16 protein-coding genes, 1 tRNA gene and 1 pseudogene are annotated in these 21,947 nt (G+C 72.8%); 10 read left to right on the top strand and 8 right to left on the bottom strand.

Going from position 1 to position 21,947, the window contains the following annotated elements; genetic code table 11:
* Positions 1–332: 332 nt before the first annotated feature.
* Positions 333–1,007: a Crp/Fnr family transcriptional regulator gene (locus tag ACIQU6_RS05890; protein ID WP_003981529.1), complete on the top strand. Its 675-nt coding sequence runs from the start codon at positions 333–335 to the stop codon at positions 1,005–1,007.
* A 129-nt stretch (positions 1,008–1,136) separates the two neighbouring features.
* Positions 1,137–1,979, top strand: coding sequence for a nucleotidyltransferase domain-containing protein (locus ACIQU6_RS05895; RefSeq protein WP_403480393.1), 843 nt, complete (start codon positions 1,137–1,139; stop codon positions 1,977–1,979).
* A 71-nt stretch (positions 1,980–2,050) separates the two neighbouring features.
* On the opposite strand, the gene ACIQU6_RS05900 is transcribed toward ACIQU6_RS05895, so the two are convergent.
* The 4 genes from ACIQU6_RS05900 to ACIQU6_RS05915 all read right to left on the bottom strand — a co-directional run bounded on the left by ACIQU6_RS05900 (position 2,051) and on the right by ACIQU6_RS05915 (position 4,483).
* On the bottom strand, positions 2,051–2,881 hold the full coding sequence (locus ACIQU6_RS05900) for an MBL fold metallo-hydrolase (protein WP_403480394.1): 831 nt from the start codon (positions 2,879–2,881) through the stop codon (positions 2,051–2,053).
* Positions 2,878–3,771, bottom strand: coding sequence for an NUDIX hydrolase (locus ACIQU6_RS05905; RefSeq protein ID WP_403480395.1), 894 nt, complete (start codon positions 3,769–3,771; stop codon positions 2,878–2,880). The genes ACIQU6_RS05900 and ACIQU6_RS05905 overlap by 4 nt, the downstream gene beginning before the upstream one ends.
* 92 nt (positions 3,772–3,863) lie before the next feature.
* Positions 3,864–4,328 (bottom strand): RidA family protein, encoded by a 465-nt coding sequence (locus tag ACIQU6_RS05910; protein ID WP_403480396.1) that lies wholly within the window; start codon positions 4,326–4,328, stop codon positions 3,864–3,866.
* Positions 4,325–4,483 (bottom strand): DUF4177 domain-containing protein, encoded by a 159-nt coding sequence (locus ACIQU6_RS05915; protein ID WP_019992579.1) that lies wholly within the window; start codon positions 4,481–4,483, stop codon positions 4,325–4,327. Before ACIQU6_RS05915 ends, ACIQU6_RS05910 begins: the two co-directional genes overlap by 4 nt.
* A gap of 153 nt (positions 4,484–4,636) precedes the next feature.
* Between ACIQU6_RS05915 and ACIQU6_RS05920 the strand changes: the two genes are divergently transcribed.
* Together ACIQU6_RS05920 and ACIQU6_RS05925 are read left to right on the top strand one after the other, a co-directional pair.
* Entirely contained in the window at positions 4,637–5,614 is a 978-nt protein-coding gene (locus tag ACIQU6_RS05920) for an ArsA family ATPase (protein WP_403480397.1), read from the top strand.
* Positions 5,611–7,065: an ArsA family ATPase gene (locus tag ACIQU6_RS05925; RefSeq protein ID WP_403480398.1), complete on the top strand. Its 1,455-nt coding sequence runs from the start codon at positions 5,611–5,613 to the stop codon at positions 7,063–7,065. The genes ACIQU6_RS05920 and ACIQU6_RS05925 overlap by 4 nt, the downstream gene beginning before the upstream one ends.
* Before the next feature lie 47 nt (positions 7,066–7,112).
* Here ACIQU6_RS05925 and ACIQU6_RS05930 read toward each other — a convergent pair whose 3' ends face one another.
* The gene (locus ACIQU6_RS05930; RefSeq protein ID WP_274914384.1) at positions 7,113–7,457 is read right to left on the bottom strand and encodes a WhiB family transcriptional regulator; all 345 of its coding nucleotides are present in this window, start codon (positions 7,455–7,457) and stop codon (positions 7,113–7,115) included.
* Positions 7,458–7,838: 381 nt separating this feature from the next.
* On the opposite strand from ACIQU6_RS05930, the gene ACIQU6_RS05935 reads away from it, so the two are divergent.
* Complete coding sequence (locus tag ACIQU6_RS05935) at positions 7,839–10,028, top strand: transglycosylase domain-containing protein (RefSeq protein ID WP_403480399.1); 2,190 nt, start codon at positions 7,839–7,841, stop codon at positions 10,026–10,028.
* A 153-nt stretch (positions 10,029–10,181) separates the two neighbouring features.
* On the opposite strand, the gene ACIQU6_RS05940 is transcribed toward ACIQU6_RS05935, so the two are convergent.
* The gene (locus tag ACIQU6_RS05940; RefSeq protein WP_403480400.1) at positions 10,182–10,646 is read right to left on the bottom strand and encodes a GatB/YqeY domain-containing protein; all 465 of its coding nucleotides are present in this window, start codon (positions 10,644–10,646) and stop codon (positions 10,182–10,184) included.
* Positions 10,647–10,772: 126 nt separating this feature from the next.
* Here ACIQU6_RS05940 and ACIQU6_RS05945 point away from each other — a divergent pair, with 126 nt between their 5' ends.
* The 4 genes from ACIQU6_RS05945 to ACIQU6_RS05960 all read left to right on the top strand — a co-directional run bounded on the left by ACIQU6_RS05945 (position 10,773) and on the right by ACIQU6_RS05960 (position 19,093).
* On the top strand, positions 10,773–11,699 hold the full coding sequence (locus ACIQU6_RS05945; RefSeq protein ID WP_403480401.1) for a metallophosphoesterase: 927 nt from the start codon (positions 10,773–10,775) through the stop codon (positions 11,697–11,699).
* Positions 11,700–11,978: 279 nt separating this feature from the next.
* A tRNA-Pro gene (locus ACIQU6_RS05950) sits at positions 11,979–12,052 on the top strand.
* Positions 12,053–12,609: 557 nt separating this feature from the next.
* Complete coding sequence (locus ACIQU6_RS05955) at positions 12,610–16,629, top strand: AAA family ATPase (RefSeq protein WP_403480402.1); 4,020 nt, start codon at positions 12,610–12,612, stop codon at positions 16,627–16,629.
* Positions 16,630–16,948: 319 nt separating this feature from the next.
* Positions 16,949–19,093, top strand: a complete 2,145-nt coding sequence (locus ACIQU6_RS05960; RefSeq protein WP_403480403.1) for a M3 family metallopeptidase — start codon at positions 16,949–16,951, stop codon at positions 19,091–19,093.
* 45 nt (positions 19,094–19,138) lie between these two features.
* Here ACIQU6_RS05960 and ACIQU6_RS05965 read toward each other — a convergent pair whose 3' ends face one another.
* Positions 19,139–20,185, bottom strand: coding sequence for a hypothetical protein (locus tag ACIQU6_RS05965; protein ID WP_403480404.1), 1,047 nt, complete (start codon positions 20,183–20,185; stop codon positions 19,139–19,141).
* Positions 20,186–20,518: 333 nt separating this feature from the next.
* Positions 20,519–21,352: a class I SAM-dependent methyltransferase gene (locus tag ACIQU6_RS05970; RefSeq protein ID WP_403480405.1), complete on the bottom strand. Its 834-nt coding sequence runs from the start codon at positions 21,350–21,352 to the stop codon at positions 20,519–20,521.
* 150 nt (positions 21,353–21,502) lie between these two features.
* Here ACIQU6_RS05970 and ACIQU6_RS05975 point away from each other — a divergent pair.
* Positions 21,503–21,772 (top strand): annotated as a pseudogene (locus ACIQU6_RS05975) (TolB family protein); the annotation flags it as partial.
* Positions 21,773–21,947 lie beyond the last annotated feature (175 nt).

Below are 21,947 nucleotides of genomic sequence, written 5' to 3' on the forward strand. Positions count from 1 at the left end.
CATTCCGCCCGGTCACCGCCCCGAAGGGCGATTTGTTACTTTTGTCGGTATTTGAGGCGCCCGCGAGCGGCTGTTCGCCCACAGCGGAATCGCGCCCGGCGCTCACTCTGTCGGCCCCCAGTCCTCTGCTCTCACCGGCGTATTGGACACTCGGCCAGACTAAGGCCACCCACTGACATCCGACCCGATCACCGGGATTCGTGACCCCAATCGGCCCCCTGCCGTATGGCTTGGGCCACGGGTCCGGCAAACTTGTGATTGATCGCACTGTTTTGCATTCCGGCATGATGGGGACCACAGTCCCCCGGAGCATGTCGACAAGGAGAGAACTCGTGGACGACGTTCTGCGGCGCGCCCCGCTCTTCGCGGCGCTCGACGACGAGCAGGCGGCCGAGCTTCGCGCCTCGATGGGAGAGGTCACGCTCGCACGCGGCGACGCCCTGTTCCACGAAGGGGACCCGGGCGACCGCCTGTACGTGGTCACCGAGGGCAAAGTGAAGCTCCACCGCACCTCACCCGACGGCCGCGAGAACATGCTGGCCGTCCTCGGGCCCGGCGAGCTCATCGGCGAGCTGTCCCTCTTCGACCCGGGACCGCGCACGGCCACCGCCACCGCGCTCACCGAGGTCAAGCTGCTGGGCCTGGGCCACGGTGACCTTCAGCCCTGGCTGAACGCCCGTCCGGAGGTGGCCACCGCCCTGCTGCGCGCGGTCGCCCGCCGGCTGCGCAAGACCAACGACCAGATGTCCGACCTGGTCTTCTCGGACGTGCCGGGCCGCGTGGCGCGCGCCCTGCTGGACCTGTCGCGCCGCTTCGGCGTGCAGTCCGAAGAGGGCATCCACGTCGTGCACGACCTCACGCAGGAGGAGCTGGCCCAGTTGGTCGGCGCCTCCCGGGAGACCGTCAACAAGGCGCTCGCGGACTTCGCGGGCCGCGGCTGGCTGCGCCTGGAGGCGCGCGCCGTGATCCTGTTGGACGTCGAGCGGCTGGCCAAGCGCTCGCGCTGACGCCGCGCGCACCACGACCGTTCCCGAGGGCCCCGCTGCGGCGGGGCCCTCGGCGCGTTACGGGAACCCCCGGCGGCCGCCGGGTAATTGGCTCGCGGCCCGCCGCTCCACCGCCCCATAGTGGGCGCCATGACGACCGGTGGGGAATCCGGGGGCAAGGGCCTCGACCAGGACGGCTGCTTCGTACGGGAGGGGGCCCTGGAGAAGGTGCCCGCGCCGTTCGCGCCCGTCGTGGCGGCGCTGGCCGACCGGCTCGCCGCCCACTTCCCTCCCGACCGGGTCGTCAGCACGTACCTGTACGGGAGCATCCCGCGCGGCACCGCCGTCCCCGGGGTGTCCGACCTCGATGCGCTGCTCGTCCTGCGGGCGGGACGGCCGGGGCCCACCGACGCCGACCGGGCGGCCGCGCGGGCCGTCGAGGCGGAGTTGGACGCCGCCTTCCCGCAGATCGACGGCGCCGGCCTCCTGTTGGTCACCGCGGACCAGTTGCTGAGCGAGCGGGAACGGTACGACCTGGGGTGGTTCGTGGCCTGTCTGTGCACGCCGCTGAGCGGGCCCGATCTGGCCGCGGAGCTGCCCCGTTACCGCCCGACCTCGCTCCTGGCCCGGGAGACCAACGGCGACCTCTTCAGGCGGCTGCCCGGTCTGCGCCGGCGGGCCGCCGCGGTCACCGGCCCGCAGGAGCGCAACCGGCTGACCCGGGCGGTCACCAGGAACCTCGTCCGCACCGGATTCACTTTGGTCATGCCGCGCTGGGGCGGCTGGACCAGCGATCTCGCCGAATCCGCCGAGGTGTTCGGGCGCTATTACCCGACGCACGCCGGGCAGATGCGCGCCGCGGCCCGCGCCGCCCGGAACCCGGGCGCGTACCCCGGGCTCCTCGACGAGCTGCTGAACCACCTCGCCCCCTGGCTGGCCGGCGAGTACCTGGCCGTCCACGGGGCCAAGGCCCCTCGCCCAGAGGAGCCCTGACGCCGCGCAACGCCCTGGGGGGCGGCGCCGATGCGCCCGTCCCGTAAGGGCCGGGCCGGCGCGTACGGGCCCTAGATCAGCCCGTGTTCGCCCAGGTAGTCCAACTGCGCCCGCACCGACAGTTCGGCGGCCGGCCACAGGGAGCGGTCGACGTCCGCATAGACGCTCGCCACGACCTCGGCGGGGGTCCGGTGGCCGGCCTCCACCGCCGTCTCCACCTGGGCGAGCCGGTGGGCCCGGTGCGCCAGGTAGAACTCCACCGCCCCCTGGGCGTCGTTCAACACCGGCCCGTGGCCCGGTAGGACCGTGGAGACCCCGTCGTCCACGGTGAGGGAGCGCAGCCGGCGCAGGGAGTCGAGGTAGTCGCCCAGCCGGCCGTCGGGGTGCGCGACCATGGTGGTGCCGCGCCCCAGGATCGTGTCCCCCGTCAGGACGGCCCGGTCGGCGGGCAGATGGAAGGAGAGCGAGTCGGCGGTGTGCCCCGGGGTGGGCACCACCCGCAGTTCCAGGCCCCCGGTGGTGATCACGTCGCCCGCGCCGAGCCCCTCGCCCCCCAGGCGTAGCCCCGGGTCCAGCGCCCGTACGGGGCTGCCGGTCAACTCGGCGAACCGGGCCGCCCCTTCGGCGTGGTCGGGGTGCCCGTGGGTGAGCAGGGTCAGCGCGACCCGTTGCCCGGCCCGCTCCGCGGTGTCGATGACGGCCCGGAGGTGGCCCTCGTCGAGCGGCCCGGGGTCGACGACGACGGCCAGTTGGGAGCCCGGCTCGGCGACGATCCAGGTGTTGGTGCCGTCCAGCGTCATCGCGGACGGGTTCGGGGCCAGGACGCAGTGCGCGCGCGGCGTGGCCGGCCCGGAGAGGACCCCGCCACGGGGCTGGCCCGGGAGGGCCGCGGCTTCGGTCATGCGGGGGTACCTCCGGAGGCGTCGTCCGTGGTGGCGATGTGTTTGGTGAACTCGTCGTGGCCGGGCCAGCTCAGCACGATCTCGTCGCCCACGAGGCGGGCGCGGGCCAGTACGGGCGTCAGGTCCTGCGCACCGGCCGCGGCCAGCGCGTCGGCGACGCTCCCGTAGGGCTCCAGGGACCGCAGGGTGGAGATGGTCGGCGGCATCATCAGCAGCTCGCCGCGGTCGTAGCCGGCCGCGGCCTCCCCGGGGCGGAGCCACACCGTGCGGTCGGCCTCCGTGGACACGTCGAGGGCCCGCTGGCCCTCCGGGAGCGCGGCGACGAAGAAGAACGTGTCGTAGCGGCGCGGTTCGAACTCCGGGGTGATCCACCGCGCCCAGGCGGCCAGCAGATCGGAGCGCAGCACCAGGCCGCGGCGGGCCAACAGGTCGGCGAAGGACAGCTCGTGGGCGACCAGCGCCGCCCGGTCCGCCTCCCAGTCCGCGCCGGTGGCGTCCGCGACGACCGTGTGGGCGGAGTCGCCGGCGAGCAGCACCCCGGACTCCTCGAAGGTCTCGCGGACCGCGGCGCAGATGATGGCCTGCGCGGTGGACGGGTCGACGCCCAACCGCACCGCCCATTCGGCGCGCGAGGGGCCCGCCCACCCCACGGGCCGTTCGTCACGCGGGTCGACGGATCCGCCCGGATAGGCGTACGCGCCTCCGGCGAAGGCCATGGAGGCGCGTCTGCGCAGCATGTGGACGGCGGGGCCGTCGCGGTCGGTGTCCCGCAGCAGCAGGACCGTCGCGGCCCTACGGGGCGCGGGCGGCGTCAGTTCGCCGTTCGTCAGGGCCCGGATGCGGGCCGGCCATTCCGGCGGGTACCACTGGCCATTGGTCGTCGACGCCATGGCCGGATGCTATGCGCTCGCGCGCGGATGTTCGAGGGGTCCTCTGTGGACAGCGGGCCCACCCCGGGCGCGAGCGCACCGCGTGCGCGACGTCAGTCGGCGATCTCGACCTGGATCTCGACCTCGACGGGCGCGTCGATCGGCAGCACCGCCACGCCGACCGCGGAGCGGGCGTGCACGCCCTTCTCGCCGAGGATCTCGCCAAGCAGCTCGCTGGCGCCGTTGACGACGCCCGGCTGGCCGGTGAACTCCGGCGCGGAGGCGACGAATCCGACGACCTTCACGACCCGGACGATCTTGTCGAGGTCACCGACGACGGACCTCACGGCGGCCAGCGCGTTCAGCGCGCAGGTCGCGGCGAGCTCCTTGGCCTGCTCGGGGGAGACCTCGGCACCGACCTTGCCGGTGGCCGGCAGCGCGCCGTCCACCATGGGCAACTGGCCGGACGTGAAGACGTACGAGCCGGAGCGCACCGCGGGCTGGTAGGTGGCCAGCGGCGGCACGACCTCCGGCAGCTTCAGGCCGAGCGACGCGATCCTGTCCTCAACGACGCTCACGGCTTCTCCCGCTTCAGGTAGGCCACCAGCTGCTCGGGGTTGTTCGGGCCCGGCACGACCTGGACCAGCTCCCAGCCGTCCTCGCCCCAGGTGTCCAGAATCTGCTTCGTCGCGTGCACGAGGAGCGGCACAGTCGCGTATTCCCACTTCGTCATGGGCCGAGCGTAATGCCTGCGCCGGGCGCCCTGGGCCCGCGACCCCTAGGGGGCATCCCCGACCCCGTCCCCGACCGCCCGCGAGCGGATCTCCGGGTGCTCCCAGGCGTATCCCGTGCGTGAGCCGGACGCGGACTGGTTAGGCTCCTAGCCGTGAGCAGGCTCCATGTCGTCAGCGGCAAGGGCGGCACCGGCAAGACCACGGTCGCCGCTGCACTTGCCCTCGCCCTGGCCACCGAGGGGCGTCGTACCCTCCTGGTCGAGGTCGAGGGCCGGCAGGGCATTGCCCAGCTGTTCGAGACCGAAGCGCTTCCCTACGAGGAACGCAAGATCGCGGTGGCCCCCGGTGGCGGTGAGGTGCACGCCCTGGCCATCGACGCCGAGCGTGCCCTGCTGGACTACCTCCAGATGTTCTACAAGCTCGGCGGCGCCGGCCGGGCGCTGAAGAAGCTGGGCGCGATCGACTTCGCCACCACCATCGCCCCCGGCCTGCGGGACGTCCTGCTGACCGGCAAGGCGTGCGAGGCCGTCCGCCGCAAGGACAAGAGCGGCGCGTTCGTCTATGACGCGGTCGTGATGGACGCCCCGCCCACCGGCCGCGTCACCCGCTTCCTCAACGTCAACGACGAGGTCGCCGGCCTGGCCAAGATCGGTCCGATCCACAATCAGGCGCAGGCCGTGATGCGGGTCCTGAAGTCCCCCGAGACGGCGGTGCACCTGGTGACGCTCCTGGAGGAGATGCCCGTCCAGGAGACCGCCGACGGCATCGCCGAGCTGCGCGAGGCCGGTATCCCGGTGGGCGGCGTGGTCATCAACATGACCCGCCCCGCCCTGTTGGACAACGGCGATCTGGAGGTCGCCGCCCGCGGCGCCCGGGCCGGCATCGCCAAGGCGCTCTCCCAGGCCGGCCTGGGCGGCGCCCGCCGCGGGGGCCTGGCCGAGCGCCTGATCGACCCCCTGCTGGAGCAGGCCCGCGAGCACGCCGAGCGGGTCGAGCTGGAGCGCGCCCAGCACGCCGCGCTGACCGATCTCGGCCTGCCCACCTACGAGTTGGGGCTGCTCCCCGAGGGAGTGGACCTCGCCGGGCTCTACGGCCTGGCCAGAGACCTGCGGAAACAGGGGCCCATATGACCTCGGACGTAACGACGCTGGACGCCTCGGCCCCCGGGCTGGAGGTCGACGCCCTGATCGACGACCCGGGCACCCGCATCGTGGTGTGCTGCGGCTCCGGCGGCGTCGGCAAGACCACCACCGCCGCGGCGCTGGGCGTGCGCGCCGCCGAGCGCGGCCGCAAGGTCGTGGTGCTGACCATCGACCCGGCCCGCCGCCTGGCGCAGTCGATGGGCATCTCCGAGCTCGACAACGTCCCCCGCCAGGTCAAGGGCGTCGACGAGGCCGCCGGCGGCGAACTCCACGCGATGATGCTGGACATGAAGCGCACCTTCGACGAGATCGTCGAGGGCCACGCGGACGCCGAGCGGGCCCGCGCCATCCTGGAGAACCCCTTCTACCAGTCCCTGTCGGCCGGTTTCGCCGGCACGCAGGAGTACATGGCGATGGAGAAGCTGGGCCAGCTCCGCGCCGGCGACGAGTGGGACCTGATCGTCGTGGACACCCCGCCGAGCCGCTCCGCGCTGGACTTCCTGGACGCGCCCAAGCGGCTGGGCTCCTTCCTGGACGGCAAGTTCATCCGGGTCCTGATGGCGCCGGCGAAGGTCGGCGGGCGGGCCGGCATGAAGTTCCTCAACGTCGGCATGTCGATGATGACGGGCACCCTCAGCAAGCTGATGGGCGGCCAACTCCTGCGCGACGTCCAGACGTTCGTGGCCGCGATGGACACCATGTTCGGCGGCTTCCGGACCCGCGCGGACGCCACCTACCGCCTGCTCCAGGCGCCCGGCACGGCGTTCCTGGTGGTCGCCGCGCCGGAGCGGGACGCGCTGCGCGAGGCGGCGTACTTCGTCGAGCGGCTGGCGGCCGAGCAGATGCCGCTGGCCGGGCTGGTGCTCAACCGCGTCCACGGCAGCGGCGCGGCCCAACTCAGCGCCGAGCGCGCGCTGGCCGCAGCGGAGGCGCTGACGGAGGACTTCGCCGACCCCGCGCCGGAGGACGCCGACGGACCGACGGACACCAACGACCCGGCGGACACCAACAACCCGGCGGACGCAGCGGACTTGGCGGATCCCGCGCCTCCGGAGCGCCCGGAGGAGGCCACCAACTCCCGCCCTCACCACGCCACTTCACCGGCCCCGGAAAATCTTGACGCGGACGGCATTGTGGATCTCGCCGGCGGGAAGACTGGAGCAGGTACGCCCGGCGGTCCCTCCCCCGCCGCCGCGGCGGAGCACCCGGCACCCCCTCCGGCCTCGGCGGCCGGGCTCGCCGCCGGGCTACTGCGCCTGCACGCCGAACGCATGCAGGTCCTGGCCCGCGAGCGACGCACCCGCGACCGCTTCACCGCGCTGCACCCCGAGGTGCCGGTGGCGGAGGTCGCCGCACTGCCCGGCGACGTCCACGACCTCGCGGGCCTGCGCGCGATCGGCGACCGCCTGGCGCTGCGGCCGGACGCGGTCGTCGACTGACCGACGAGCGGCCCTCGTTGGGCCCGTCGCCGGTCGGGCGGCGGGCGCTACCCGACCGCCGCGTACGCGTCGTCGAAGGCGTCGTCCGAGCACTCCACGGGCAACAGGCCCGTGCTGCGCTCGTATTCCGTCCGCGCCGTCTCCAACAGCCGGCGCCAGGACGTCACCGTCGGGCGGCGGCGCAGCAGCGCCCTCCGCTCGCGTTCCGTCATCCCACCCCACACTCCGAACTCCACCCGGTTGTCCAGGGCGTCGGCCAGGCACTCCGTGCGCACCGGACACCCGGTACACACCGCCTTGGCGCGGTTCTGCGCCGCCCCTTGCACGAACAGTTCATCCGGATCGGTAGTGCGGCAGGCTGCCTGTGCACTCCAGTCGGTTACCCAGCCCATGCTGGCGCCGTCCTCTCCCGAATCGAGGCTCCCCCACGGCGGCTAACGGCATATTCACCGTTGCCAGTTGAGGACGTTACGGAAGGCAAGCAAGGCGCAACACCCCCTTCGGGCCCAATCTTGAATGGCCCGAACGGACTATGCGTACGCGGCAGATCACCCAACGGAGTGACCGTGCGACATACGTCGCTTCCCTCCCAAGCGGGACACTTCGCTGTGATGGCAGGGGATTTCTGGCGCACAACGGGCATCTGGGACGGTGCCCGTGTCGGGGGTGAGGGTTGACGAACTGAGGTGTAACCGTTCCGCTGCGGCAGATGGGAACAGGCTAAACGAACAGGTGCGCCCCTGTCCGGCGAAATGAGAACGTAGGCTTCCCTCATGGCTAAGAAGCGCGAGGGCGGGGGTCGGTCAAGGACCCAACAGGCCGCGAAGTTCCTGGGTGTCAGCGTCCTGGCGGGAGCCGTGCTCGCCGGGATCGCGCTGCCGGCCGCCGGGGCACTCGGCCTCGTGGCCAAGACGTCCGTCGAGGGCTTCGACGACATTCCGGCCAACCTCAAGACCCCGCCGCTCAGTCAGCGCACCACCATCCTCGACGCCGACGGCGGCGAGATCGCGTCGGTCTACTCCCGCGACCGCACCGTCGTCGCCCTCAAGGACATGTCGCCGTACATCCAGAAGGCGATCGTGGCCATCGAGGACGCCCGCTTCTACCAGCACGGCGCCATCGACCTGAAGGGCATCGCGCGCGCGGTCAACAAGAACGCGCAGTCCGGCGGCGTCTCCCAGGGCGCGTCCACACTGACCCAGCAGTACGTGAAGAACGTCTTCATCGAGGAGGCCGGCGACGACCCGGACAAGGTCGCCCAGGCCACCCAGCAGACCCTCGGCCGCAAGGTCAAGGAGCTGAAGTACGCGATCAAGTTGGAGGAGAAGCTCGGCAAGCGCAAGATCCTCCAGAACTACCTCAACATCACCTTCTTCGGCGAGCAGGCGTACGGCGTCGAGGCCGCCGCCCAGCGCTACTTCAGCAAGCACGCCAGGGACCTGAGCGTGGAGGAGGCGGCGCTGCTCGCCGGCATCGTCCAGTCGCCCACGCGCTACGACCCGGTCAACCACCCGCAGGCGGCGACCGCCCGGCGCAACACCGTCCTGAAGCGGATGGCCGACCTCAAGGCCATCAGCCGGTCCGAGGCCGACGCCGCGGCCGCCCGGCCGATCAGGCTGAAGATCAGCCGCCCGCAGAACGGCTGCATCACCGCCACCGACGGCGCCGGCTTCTTCTGCGACTACGTGCGCGAAGTCCTGCTCAACGACAAGGCGTTCGGCGCGACCCGGGAGGTCCGTTCGCAGCGCTGGATGCAGGGCGGCCTGACCATCCGCACCACGCTGGACCGGCAGACCCAGAAGGCGATCCAGGCGTCGCTGAGCCGGCACGTCTACGCGGACGACCCGGTCGCCGGCGCCGGCGCCGTCGTCCAGCCGGGCACCGGCAAGATCCTCGGCATGGGCCAGTCCCGCCCGTACGGCTTCGGCACCAACCAGACCCAGATCAACCTCTCGGTGAACCGCAAGATGGGCGGCGGCGCCGGCTACCAGCCCGGCTCGACGTTCAAGCCGATCATCGCGGCGGCCGCCCTGGAGCAGGGCATCGGCCCGGACCAGCAGTACTCCTCGCCGTTCAAGATGGCGTACCCGAAGCCGGTCCAGACCTGCACCGGCACCTGGAGCGGCAACGACACCGTCAACAACGAGGACCCCAAGGAAGTCGGCCCGTACGACATGAAGGAGGCGACCGCGAAGTCGGTCAACACCTACTACGTGCAGCTGATCAGCGACATGGGCATCTGCCCCGCGGTCACGATGGCCCAGAAGTTGGGGCTCCAACGGGCCGACGGCAAGCCGCTGAAGCAGGTTCCCTCCATGGCGCTGGGCGGCCAGGAGATGTCCCCGCTGAACATGGCCGCGGCGTACGCCACCTTCGCCGACGAGGGCACCTACTGCTCGCCCGTCGCCATCGAGTCGATCACCGACGCGCAGGGCAAGGCGCTGAACGTCCCCAAGTCGAGCTGCCACAGCGCGATGTCGAAGAAGACCGCGGACACCGTCAACACCCTCCTCAAGGGCGTCGTCGAGGACGGCACCGGCAAGCAGGCCGGCCTCAAGGGCCGTGACAGCGCCGGCAAGACGGGCACCACGGACAGCCGCTACGCCGCCTGGTTCGTCGGCTACACGCCGAACGCGGCCGGCGCCGTCTGGGTCGGCGACCCCCGCCACCAGCGCCAGATGTACAACATCACCATCGGCGGCGTCTCCCACGACAAGGTCTACGGCGCCGACACCCCCGGCCCCATCTGGCGCGACATGATGTCCGGCGCGCTGGACGGCCGCCCGGCCCCGGCCCTGCCGACGGTCCCGATCGGCGACCCGAAGGGCAAGGGCGACGACGCCAACAAGGGCAAGCCGCACACCCCCAAGCCACCCAAGCCCGGCAATGGCGACAAGCCCGGCGGCGGTTGGCACATCCCCGGCTTCCCGGACATCCTGGGCGGCGGGGACGGCGGTTGGTGACCGACTGAGCCGGCCGTCCGGTCGCGGCCCCGTCCGCACCGCGGTCCCGGAACGAGAAGAAGGGGCGCCCTCCTGCCGAGGGCGCCCCTTCCGCGTTCGCCGGTGTCCGCACCGGCCGGGCGGACGGCCGCGCCGCCAGCCCACCGCCTCGCGTCAGCCGGCGAGCAGCTTCTTCACCATCGCGGCGACCCGGCTGCCGTCGGCCCGGCCCGCCACCTTCGGGTTGACGATCTTCATCACGGCGCCCATCGCCTTCGGGCCCTCGGCCCCGGCGCCGGTGGCCTCCGCGACCGCCTCGGCGACCAGCTCCTCCAACTCGCCGTCGGTCAGCGGCTTGGGCAGGTAGGCGGCGAGCAGCTCGCCCTCGGCCCGCTCCCGCTCGGCCTGCTCGGCGCGGCCGCCCTTGTCGAACGCCTCGGCGGCCTCGCGGCGCTTCTTCGCCTCCCGCGCGATGATCTTCTCGACCTCGCCGTCGGACAGCTCGCGCGCCTCGCTGCCCGCCACCTCCTCCTTCTGGATCGCGGTCAGCGTCAGACGGAGGGTGGAGGAACGCAGCTCGTCACGCGCCTTGATCGCGGTGGTGAGGTCGTCCTTGAGCTTGGCCTTGAGCGTGGTCATGCCGTCGAGTATGCCCCCACCCACCGACAACCGCCGCGCCTTTTCCCGCCCGCGCCCCACCGGAAGCGCGCGGCCCACCAAGATCACCCCTCCCCCGGGTCACCCCCACTCTGCGACCATGGACCCATGCGCGCGCGATACGGAGTCCCCCTGTCCATTGCCGCGGTCGGCGCGGCCGGAGTGGCCTACGCCGCCGGCTTCGAAGTCCGCTCCTTCCGCCTGCGACGCGTCACCGTGCCCGTACTGCCCCGTGGCATGCGGCCGTTGCGCGTCCTGCAGGTCTCCGACATCCACATGGTCAGCGGGCAGCGCAAGAAACAGCGCTGGCTCCAGTCGCTCGCCGGGCTCCGCCCCGACTTCGTCGTCAACACCGGCGACAACCTCTCCGACCCCGACGGCGTCCCGGAGGCCCTGGACGCGCTCGGCCCCCTGATGGAGTTCCCCGGCGCCTACGTCTTCGGCTCCAACGACTACTACGGCCCCCGGCTGCGGAACCCCGCCCGCTACCTCCTCGAAAAGGCCCAGGGCCGGCACGGCCTCAACGGCAACGCCCCGGCCGTCGGCGTCGTCCACAACCCGTGGGAGGACCTCCGCGACGCCTTCGACCAGGCCGGCTGGGTCAACCTCTCCAACGCCCGCGGCCACCTCAAGCTGGACGGCGCCGAGATCGCGCTGACCGGCCTGGACGACCCGCACATCAAGCGCGACCGCTACGCCGAGGTCGCCGGCGGCCCGGAGACCGGCGCCGACCTCTCGCTGGCCGTCGTCCACGCCCCGTACCTGCGCTCCCTGGACGCCTTCACCGCCGACGGCTATCCGCTGATCCTCGCCGGCCACACCCACGGCGGCCAGCTCTGCGTCCCCTTCTACGGCGCCCTCGTCACCAACTGCGACATCGACACCCGGCGCGCCAAGGGCCTCTCCGCCCACACCGCCGACGGCCGCACCTCCTACCTCCACGTCTCCGCCGGCTGCGGCACCAACCGCTACACCCCGGTCCGCTTCGCCTGCCCCCCGGAGGCCACCCTCCTGACCCTGACCGCACGGGACTGACCCCGCTCCCGCGAACGGCTCGGCGCCCGGCCCCTCACCTCGGGGACCGGGCGCCGAGCCGTTCGCGGGAGCGCCACGACCGCCCGTCCCACCCCGAACACCCGAATCCGTGGTGACCTCGATCACTTTGCCCCCTCCAGTCATCCCCACCACCGCTCCCCCGCCCCTCACACCCTCCCCGCCAGCCTCACAAAACCCCAGGTCAGAGCGGTTTCCACCACCGACCGAAACCGGATTTCACCTACGGGGATCAGTCCGCTAAAGTAGAGCTCGTTGCTTCGGGGTGTAGCGCAGCTTGGCAGCGCGCTTCGTTCGGGACGAAGAGGTCGTGGGTTCAAATCCCGCCACCCCGACTGAGAAGTAGCACGTCAGGCCCGGTTTTCGGAAACGAAAACCGGGCCTGACGCATTTTCTGATGCAAGGCGCCTGATGCGAGGCGCCTCATGCGGGGTGCCCGGTGTCGGGCGGCCGGTGCTGGGCCTCGTCGGGGCGCGGGCGTTGACGGGCGCTCAGGGGCGTTCGTCGGCACGGAAGATGCACAGGGTGCGCACGATGCGGAGAAGGCGGGAGAGCCGAAGCGTCTCGGCGGGACGGCGAGCGGCCCGGGCCGTTCGAGACCGGTCCCTCCCCTCGTGGGGACCGGTCCCGAACGGCACTCGGGCGTCGACCCGCGCCGGAGCGGCGGATCGCAGGGCGGGACCTGCGGTCGACGGGCGTCAAGAGAGGTGTCTCCGAGCGCTGTACCGGCGGCTTGTCCGGGTAGGACCCGGTTGCTGTGCCGCTGCGTGGTGATCCTGCCAGCTACGGCTCCGGGCGAGGAGGTTCCGGAGTCGGGCGGGGGTCTTCCTCGCAGGTCAGGCGGCTAAGGTGAGTTTTCCGGTCCGGATGTCCTAAGCGGGGGAAGTAAGGGGTGGAGACCTTGAGTTCCGACTCAGGGGCACGCACGACCTTCGCGGAACGCCTCGCGCTGCTCTACAGGGAGGCCGGCAACCCTCCCCTGAAGAAGGTGGCGGAGGCGGTCGTCCGGCTCCAGCGGGTCGACGAACGAGGGCGGCCCGTGCGGGTGTCGGTGCAGCGGATCAGCGACTGGCGGCGGGCGAAGAACGTGCCGGCCCAGTTCGCCGCGTTGGCGGCGGTGCTCCAGGTGTTGATCCCGCAGGCGCGGCGGCTGCGGCCGGCGCCGGTGTCCCCCGGCCTGTACGACCTGGTCCAGTGGCAGCGGCTGTGGGAGCGCGCGGTCGCCGACCCGGTCGCCGAGCGCGCCGCGGCCGCCGCGCCCCCCGAGGAGCGCGCCCCGACCGAGCCGCCGGCCGTCACCGGCGTCTGCCCCTACCGGGGGCTGGCTTCGTACCGGCGGCAGGACGCCCGGTGGTTCTTCGGTCGCGAGCGCAGTACCGAGGCCCTCGTCGCGCAGTTGGGCGCGGCGGAGGGGACTGGTGGCGTGGTGATGCTCGTGGGCGCCTCGGGGGCGGGCAAGTCCTCGCTGCTGAACGCGGGACTGGTGCCGGCGCTGCGGAACGGCGACCCGGGCGCGGGCGACGGCCCGGAGCGGGAGGTGGTGCAACTCGTGCCGGGCGGCGATCCGCTCGGCGAGCTGGCCGGTCGGATATCCGAGCTCGGGCCCGTCGTCGCGGCCGCCCGGGACGCGGCGGCGGAGCAGCCCGGCGCGGGGCCCGACCCGGAGGCGGTGCGGGCGGCCGTCGCGGCGTGGGCGAAGCCGCGGACCTCCGCCGCCGGCCGGCCGGTGCTGATCGTGGACCAGTTCGAGGAGGCGTTCACCCTCTGCGCCGACGAGGCGGACCGGCGCGTCTTCATCCAGCTCCTCAACGCCGCCTGCACCCCCGCCGATCCGGCCGACCCCGCACCCGTCCTCGTCATCGTGGGGATCCGCGCCGACTTCTACGAGCAGTGCCTGGGCCATCCCGAACTGGCCGACGCGCTCCAGCACCGGCACATGGTGCTCGGCCCGCTGTCCACCGCGGAGTTGCGGGAGGCGGTGACCGGACCGGCCAAGGCGGTGGGGCTGGAGCTGGAGCCGGGGCTGGCGGAGTTGATCGTCCGGGAGGTGAGCACCGACGGCCCCGGTGGGGCGCACGACGCGGGGGTGCTGCCGCTGCTCTCGCACGCCCTGCTCGCCACCTGGCAGCGGCGGAAGGCGGGCCGGTTGACGTTGGCCGGCTACCGCGCGGCGGGCGGCATACAGGGCGCGGTGGCGGCGACCGCCGAGCGGGCCTGGACCGGCCTCGACCCGACGGCGCGCACCGCCGCCCGGCTGCTGCTGCTCCGGCTGGTCCGGCTCGGCGAGGACACCCAGGCCACCCGTAGGCGGGGGACGCGGCGCCAGCTGGCGCAGGAGTCGACGGACCCCAACAAGACGGAGGAGTCGCTCGAAGCGCTCGTCCACGCCCGTTTGGTGACGCTCGACGCGGAGGCCGTGGAGATCACCCACGAGGCGCTGCTGCACGCCTGGCCGCGGCTGCGGGACTGGATCGACGAGGACCGCAACGGCAATCTGCTGCGCCAGCGGCTGGAGGAGGACGGCCGGGCCTGGGAGGGCTCGCAGCGCGATCCGTCGCTGCTGTACCGGGGCTCCCGGTTGGAACAGGCCCGCGCCTGGGCTCAGTCGGCCGGGGACACCTTCCTGACCCGTAGCGCGGTGGAGTTCCTGGCCGCCTCGGTGCGGCTGCGCAAGCGCACCGTCCGGCTGCGCCGCGGCGCGGTGGCCGCCCTGGTCGTCATGGCGCTGTTGGCCATCGGCTCGGCGGTGGTCGCCTGGCAGCAGCGGGACGACACCGTCTTCCAGCAGGTGCTGGCCGAAGCCGACCGCGCCCAGTACACCGACCCATCCCTTTCCGCCCAACTCGATCTGGTTGCACACCATTTGCGACCACAGGACGAGGGCACCAACAACCGGCTGGCCTCGATCGTCAACGCGCCGCTGGCCACGCCCCTGCTGGGCCACACCGGCGCGGTCTACCTCACCTCGTTCAGCCCGAACGGGCGGGTGCTGGCCACCGCCAGCTACGACCGGACGGTCCGGCTGTGGGACGTGTCCGACCCGACCCGCCCCCGCCCCCTGGGCAAGCCGCTGACCGGCCACACCAGTTGGGTGAGCACCGCCGTCTTCAGCCCCGACGGGCGCACCCTGGCCAGCGCCTCGGACGACGGCACGATCCGCCTGTGGGACGTCCGCGACCCCGGCCACCCGCGCCCGATCGGGGCACCCGTGACCGGCCACGACGGTACGGTCTACCTGCTCGCCTTCAGCCCGGACGGCCACACCCTGGCCGCCGCCGACGAGGACCGCACGGTCCGGCTGTGGGACGTGTCCGACCCGCGCCGGCCGACCTCGTACCGCACCCTGACCGGCCCCTCCGCGGCCGTGCGGTCGGTGGCGTTCAGCCCCGACGGCCACACGCTGGCGGTCGGCGCCGACGACGCCACGATCAGGCTGTGGGACATGACCGACCGGCGGGCGCCGGAACGGGTCGGTCCGGTGTTGACCGGTCACACCGCGACCGTGCACTCGGTGGCGTTCAGCCCCGACGGCCGGACCCTCGCCAGCGGCAGCGCGGACAACACCATCCGGCTCTGGAACACGGCCGATCCGGGCCATCCGGCGCCCCTGGGCCCGCCGCTCACCGGCCACACCGGCCCCCTGTGGTCGGTGGCCTTCAGCCCGGACGGGAACATGCTCGCCGCCGGCAGCGCGGACAGCACCGCGAGCCTGTGGAACGTCAGCGATCCGGCGTACCCGTCGCAGGTCGGCGAGCGCCTGGCGGGCAGCAGCGGCGAGATGTACGCCGTGGGCTTCAGCCCCGACGGGCACACCCTCGCCACCGGGAGCGGCGACAGCAAGGTGCGCCTGTGGTCGATCCCGACGTCCAACATGGTCGGCCAGGCCGGCGCGTTCCGTCCGGACGGGCGGGTGCTGGCCACGGCCGCCAAGGACAAGAAGGTCCGGCTGTGGAACGTGACGACGCCCAGCCGGCCCGTCCCGGTGGGCGAGCCGTTCCAACCCGCGGACAGCATGGTGCACGCGCTGGCGTACTCCCCCGACGGCCGCACCCTCGCGGTGCGGACCGGCGCCCCCTCCCCCGCGGTGCAGTTGTGGAACGTCGCCGACCCGGCGCACCCGGTCCCCTACGGGCCGGCGCTGCCGCTGCGGATCCGGTTCTCCGGCCCCTCGGCGCTCGCCTACAGCCCGGACGGCCGGACCCTGGCGACCGCCTACGACGACTACACCGTCCAGTTGTGGGACGTCAGTTCACCGTCCCGCATCCGCCCCCTCGGCCCGCTCCTCACCGGTCACAAGGGCTACGTCAACGCGCTCGCCTTCAGCCCGGACGGCCACACCCTGGCCACCGGCAGCGCGGACGCCACCATCCGACTGTGGAACACCGCCGACCCGCGGCACGCCACCCAGCTCGGCGCGCCCCTGACGGGGCACCTGGGGCCGGTCAGCGCGCTCGCGTTCAGCCCCGACGGCCACACTCTGGCCAGCGGCAGCGACGACGAGACGGTCAGGCTGTGGAACACCACCGACCCCGGTAGGGCGCGCCGGTTCGGTGCTCCCCTCACGGGCCACACCGAGGCGGTGGCATCGCTGACGTTCAGCAAGGACGGCCACACCCTGGCGAGCGGCGGCAACGACAACACCGTGCGGTTCTGGAACGTCGCGCTCCCGTCTGCCGCGAAGCCGATCGGGCAGTCGACGAGCCCCAACGCCAAGACGGGCAACTTCCTGTCGTTCAGCCCGACCAGCCACCTGCTGGGAGTGTCCAGCGGTGCCGGGACGGTCCGGCTGTGGGACCTGGACACCGAGGGGGCGATCCGCCGCATCTGCGCGACCACCCGGGGCGTGCTGACGCCGGAGAAATGGAAGGAGTACCTGCCGCAGCTCGCGTACGCCCCGCCGTGCGGCGGGTGAGCGGGCGGGCCTCCGGACGCCGCTCGCCACCCAAGGCGCGTGACGCCGGTCACAACTCTGCCGTGCAATCGGCCAGTTGACTCCCGTTGGGCCGGCAGCCTTGCTACGCTTGATCACAGCCCGATCGCTGGTGCATCCCCCGTCGCCAGCGATCGGGCGTTTTCGTGTGCCGCGCGGCGCCCGCGCCCCGGGGGCAGGCCCCGCCCGCACGGCCCCGGGCGCCCGCCGGGGCGTCCCGCGCCGCGGTGTCCGACACCGGCCGGTCGGCCCGGGCACGCGCCGGGCCATCCGGCGGCGTTCGCGCGTAGGGTCGGTCTCCGTGACTTCTGCGAAGAGTTCCGAGACGAGTCCGAGTGCAGCGACGGCTCCGGAGCCGGGGGCGGGCGCGGGGTCCGCGACGGCTTCGGACGCGGCGGGGCGGCACCCGGACCCCGCGCCCCCGAACCCCTTCTTCTCCACGAGTGAGCTTCCCTACGGGCTACCGCCCTTCGCCCGTATCCGCCACGAGCACTTCCGGCCCGCCTTCGAACGGGGCATCGCCGAGCAGCTGGCCGAGGTGGCCGCCATCGGGGCCGCACCCGGGCCGCCGACGTTCGAGAACACCGCGGAGGCGCTGGAGCGCAGCGGCGCGGTGCTGTGCCGGGTGTCCGCGGTGTTCTTCAACAAGGCGAACGCCGATACCGACGCGGCCACCCAGGAGTTGGAGGCCGAGATCGTCCCGCGGCTGGCGGCCCACGAGGACGCCCTGCTGCTCGATCCCGCCCTCTTCGCCCGCCTGGAGGCCCTCCACGGGGCGCGGGCCGGGCTCGGGCTGGACGGGGAGCAACTGCGGCTGCTGGAGCGCCTGTACACGGCGCGGGTGCGGGCCGGGGCGCGGCTCGGCCCGGCGCAGCAGCAGCGGCTGCGGGAGCTGAACGCCGAGATCGCCCGCCTGTGCACCGAGTTCCGGCGGAACCTGCGGGCCGACACCGCGGCCGCGGCGCTGGTGGTGGACCGGGCCGAGGAGTTGGCCGGGCTGCCCGACGACGAGATCGCCACCGCCGCCGAGAACGCCCGGGCCCTGGGGCGTGACGGCGGCTATGTGCTCAGCCTGTTGAACTTCACCAGCCAGCCGCAGCTCGCCGCCCTGGAGGACCCCGCGCTGCGGGAGCGCCTGTTGGCCGCGTCCAGTGGGCGGGGCCGCGGCGCCAACGGGGCCGTCGCGGTCACCATCGCCCGGCTACGGGCGGAGCGGGCGGCCCTGCTCGGCCACCCCGATCACGCGTCCTGGCAGGTCGCCGACCAGACCGCCGGGACGACCGGCGCGGTGGAGGAGATGTTCGACAGGCTGATCGGGCCCGCGCTGGCCAACGCCGAGCGGGAGGCCGCGGCGCTGGCCGAGGCCGCCGGCACGGGGGAGGTCCGGGCCGCGGACTGGCCGTTCTACGCGGAGCGGGTCCGCCGGCAGCGCTACGACCTCGACGCGGCCGCGCTGCGCCCCTATTTGGAGCTGGAGGCCGTCCTCCGGGACGGCGTCTTCCACGCCGCCACCCTGGTGTACGGGATCACCTTCACCGAGCGCACCGACCTGACCGCCTACCACCCGGACGCCCGGGTCTTCGAGGTGCACGACGCCGACGGCGGCCCCCTCGGCCTGTACGTCGGCGACTTCCACGCCCGGGAGTCCAAGCGCGGCGGCGCCTGGATGAACGAACTGGTCCTCCAGTCCCACCTGTTGGGGCAGCGCCCCGTGGTGGTCAACAACCTGAACATCGCCAAGCCGGCACCGGGTGAGCCCGTGCTCCTGAACTGGAGCGAGGTCACCACGCTCTTCCACGAGTTCGGGCACGCGCTGCACGGCCTGTTCTCCGACGTCCGCTATCCGCTGCTGGCCGGCACCGAAGTGCCGCGCGACTTCGTCGAGTTCCCCTCGCAGGTGAACGAGATGTGGGCAGAGTGGCCGGAGGTGCTGGCCCGTTATGCCCGGCATCATCGCACCGGGGCGCCGATGCCGCCCGAACTGCCGACCAGGCTCCGCGAGGCGGAACGATTCGGCGAGGGCTTCGACAGCGTCGAGCACCTGGCCGCCGCCGTCCTGGACTGGGCCTGGCACACCGTGCCCGCCGACCAACTGCCCGGCGCGGACGGCGCGGAGGCGTTCGAGGCGGCCGCGCTCAAGCGGCACGGCCTGGCACACCCGGCGATCCCCCCGCGCTACCGGACCGGCTACTTCGCCCATGTCTTCGGCGGCGGCTACGCGGCCGGCTACTACGGCTACCGCTGGGCGGAGGTGCTGGACGCGGACACCGTGCGCTGGTTCCGCGAGAACGGCCGGACGATCCGCGAGAGCGGCGAGGTCTTCCGCCGGGAACTGCTCAGCCGGGGCAACAGCGTCGACCCGATGGCGGCGTTCCGCGCGGTGGTCGGCCGCGATCCGGACTTCGCGCCACTGCTGGAACGGCGCGGAGCCACGGCCGCTCCGTAGGCGCCGGGCGCCGGAGGCCCGCCCCCGGGTCTCCGGCCGTCGCCCCTACTTCCCGTCGTCGGCCGGCGCCCGCCAGGTCACCGAGGGCGCGCCGTCCCCGCTCCCCAGGAAGGTCAGCGAGGCCGGCGGGTCCCCCTTGGGCAGCATGTGGAGGGTGCACTCGGTCACCGTGGCGCCCGGCTTGACCATCTTGTGCGGTACCGCCTCGGGGCACTGCGACACCCCGGGGCCGCCGATGTCCAGCAGCAGCATCTTCCGCGCCTGCGTACCGCTGACGCCCTTCAGCACCAGGCTGTCGTTGAGGTCCGGCAGCAGGTCGTACTTCCCGGTGTTCCGGTACGTGACCGTCACGTAGTACGGGACCTGCTTCTTCTGGTCCGCGCTCAGGTCGAAGCGGCTCAGGTCGGCGAGCGAGCCGGTGCGGACGGTCTTCGGGGTGGCCAGGACCGTCGCCGTGCGGCGCTCGCTGTCCGTGGTGACCGCGTCGGCGGGCTGGTGGGCGGGCAGCACGCCGGTCGCGCCCTTCTGGGCGCCGCCGATCTGCCAGAGCAGGGTGTCGCCGCCGTCGTCCTGGTAGGAGACGTTCCCCGGCTTCTGCCCCTTGGGGAGCATGATGATCTGGCAGAACACGGAGGTCTCACCGGCCGCCAACTGGGTCTTGCCGGGCTCCCGGCACTCCGGCGGCAGCCCGTTGTCGGTGGCCAACGGGTTGCTGCGGAACAGCGAGAGCTGCTGACCGGCCTGCCCGTCCACCCCGTTGAGGGAGAAGTTCCGCTCCGGGTCCAGCCCGCTCACCGTGCCCTTGCCGGTGTTGGTGTACGAGACGGTCAGGTAGTACGGGACCGTCCCGCGGAGGTTGTCGTCGAGCCGGATGTGCGCGAAGTCCGTTGGGTGGCCGAGGGCCAGGCGGGTGGGCTTCAGCTTCAGCGGGTGCGCCGTGTGGTCGCTGCCGGTCCACGTGGCGGCGCGGGCCGCGGACTCCATCGGCAGCGGTTCGGCGGGCGTGACCGCGGGCGACGCCCCCGGCTTCGCCCCGTCTTCGGCCGGCCCGCCGCATCCCACGGCCAGCAGCATCAGCACGCCCGCGCCCACGGCACCAGCCGTCCGCCCACGTCTCCGCACCGCAATCCCCCGTCGCACCATCGTCCATCCCGTCCCCGGGCGGCACGCGCGCCGCCCTCCCGAGGCCCACCCCGAGCCGGGGCGGCCGAACCGGCCGTTTTGACCGGCCCGTTGGGACGAGCGCCGCGGTCGACGCGGCCTGACTGGCCGGCTCGGTCGGTCTGGTCGGCACAACCGGCGCGGCTGGCGCGGCCGGCGTGACTGAGCACCGTTGGCCGAAACCGACCGGTCGTCCGCCACACTAGCCGGGCCGGGGCGCAGCGATTCCGCCAGCCCTGGCCGGCCGGCCCACCGCCCCGCCCCTCAGGCCGGTTTCGTCGCCTTCAGCGAATACATCAGCGGAATACGGGGCCGGTCCTGCGGAAAGCGGTAGTAGCCGTCCTCGCCCCGCCGCAACGCCCCGAAGCGCGGGAACAGCGTCATGTCGTGCTCGTGCAGGAAATCGAGGCGCAGCCCGGCCCCCGCCAACGCGCTGACGACGTCCCCCAGGGAGTGCTGCCATTCGACGCCCCGGTTATGGACCGTGTGCGCCTCGAAATCCGTGTAACTGCCGGGGGTTTCCTCGTCCCACGCCTCGCGGCGGAAATAGTCGTGCTCCACCCGCGAGCCGGTCTCCTCGTCCAGCACGTCGCCCAGCGGGTGGAATTCGGCGAGATAGAGGAATCCGCCGGGCGCGACGAGGGACGCGGCGGTCTCGGCCCAACCGACCAGATCCGGCAGCCAGTTCACCGCCCCTATTCCGGTGTAGACGATGTCGTAGGCGGGGTCCGGCACCGCCTCGGCGGCGTCGTAGACGTCGGCGGTGACGAACGCCGCCCGGTCCGGGCCGTAGCCGAGTTCGGCGGCCAGCTCGCGGGCCGCCTCGACGGCCGGCTCGGAGAAGTCCAGGCCCACGACGCGGGCCGCGCCGCGGTGCGCCCACGACAGGGTGTCCTGGCCGAAGTGGCACTGGAGATGGAGCAGGCTGCGGCCCGTGACGTCCCCGACCTCCTCGACCTCGAAGTCCCGGATCACGTCGCGGGTCCGCCGGAATGCGTCCTGGTCGTAGAAATCGCTGGCGGTGTGGAGCGGAACGCGCTCGTCCCACCGCGCGCGATTCGCCTCGCGCCAGTCGTCGGGCCCCATCTGATCTGCCATGGGCCGAAGTTATCCACAGCCCGCCGGCCTCGCCAACGCGATTTCCGCGGCCGGGCGCAGAATGGCCCCATGACTGACGAGACCACAGGCCCCGGCCACACCCCCGCCGCCCCGCCCCCCGCCGCCTCCTCTTCCACCGACGCCAAGGAAATGCAGGAAGTCGCCGACGCGACGACGGCCGGCGTGCCGGACTGGGAGAAGCGCTTCCGCGCACCGCGGATCGGGCTGCCCGAGTGGGCGGAGTACGCCCCCGACCGCTCCCTGTTCGTCTCGAACGCCACCGGCACCTTCGAGCTCTACACCTGGGACCGCGCCACCGGCACCCAACGGCAGGCCACCGACCGCCCGCACGGCACGACGGACGGCACCCTCTCGCCCGACGGCGCCTGGATCTGGTGGTTCTCCGACACCGACGGCGATCGATTGTGCCGGTAGTCGGGAACGTGTGTCCAGCCTGAGCAGCTAGGACGGGGTCCCCAGTCAGCCCCGGCGCCCTGCCGCTCCGCTTCCTCACCCTCGATCGTGTCCCTACCGCCGCACCTGTTTATGCGAGAACACGCATAGTCGCGTTCTCGCATAGACGCTGAGCGCTGCC

The sequence above is a fragment of the Streptomyces sp. NPDC090442 genome (assembly GCF_044769405.1).
In the GTDB taxonomy this organism is placed as follows: domain Bacteria; phylum Actinomycetota; class Actinomycetes; order Streptomycetales; family Streptomycetaceae; genus Streptomyces.

Excerpts from the sequence above, each read along its gene's own strand:
- ACIQU6_RS05895 (WP_403480393.1), top strand. The coding sequence starts at position 1,137 with ATGACGACCGGTGGGGAATCCGGGGGCAAGGGCCTCGACCAGGACGGC.
- ACIQU6_RS05900 (WP_403480394.1), bottom strand. The coding sequence starts at position 2,881 with ATGACCGAAGCCGCGGCCCTCCCGGGCCAGCCCCGTGGCGGGGTCCTC.
- ACIQU6_RS05905 (WP_403480395.1), bottom strand. The coding sequence starts at position 3,771 with ATGGCGTCGACGACCAATGGCCAGTGGTACCCGCCGGAATGGCCGGCC.
- ACIQU6_RS05915 (WP_019992579.1), bottom strand. The coding sequence starts at position 4,483 with ATGACGAAGTGGGAATACGCGACTGTGCCGCTCCTCGTGCACGCGACG.
- ACIQU6_RS05925 (WP_403480398.1), top strand. The coding sequence starts at position 5,611 with ATGACCTCGGACGTAACGACGCTGGACGCCTCGGCCCCCGGGCTGGAG.
- ACIQU6_RS05930 (WP_274914384.1), bottom strand. The coding sequence starts at position 7,457 with ATGGGCTGGGTAACCGACTGGAGTGCACAGGCAGCCTGCCGCACTACC.
- ACIQU6_RS05935 (WP_403480399.1), top strand. The coding sequence starts at position 7,839 with ATGGCTAAGAAGCGCGAGGGCGGGGGTCGGTCAAGGACCCAACAGGCC.
- ACIQU6_RS05940 (WP_403480400.1), bottom strand. The coding sequence starts at position 10,646 with ATGACCACGCTCAAGGCCAAGCTCAAGGACGACCTCACCACCGCGATC.
- ACIQU6_RS05945 (WP_403480401.1), top strand. The coding sequence starts at position 10,773 with ATGCGCGCGCGATACGGAGTCCCCCTGTCCATTGCCGCGGTCGGCGCG.
- ACIQU6_RS05970 (WP_403480405.1), bottom strand. The coding sequence starts at position 21,352 with ATGGCAGATCAGATGGGGCCCGACGACTGGCGCGAGGCGAATCGCGCG.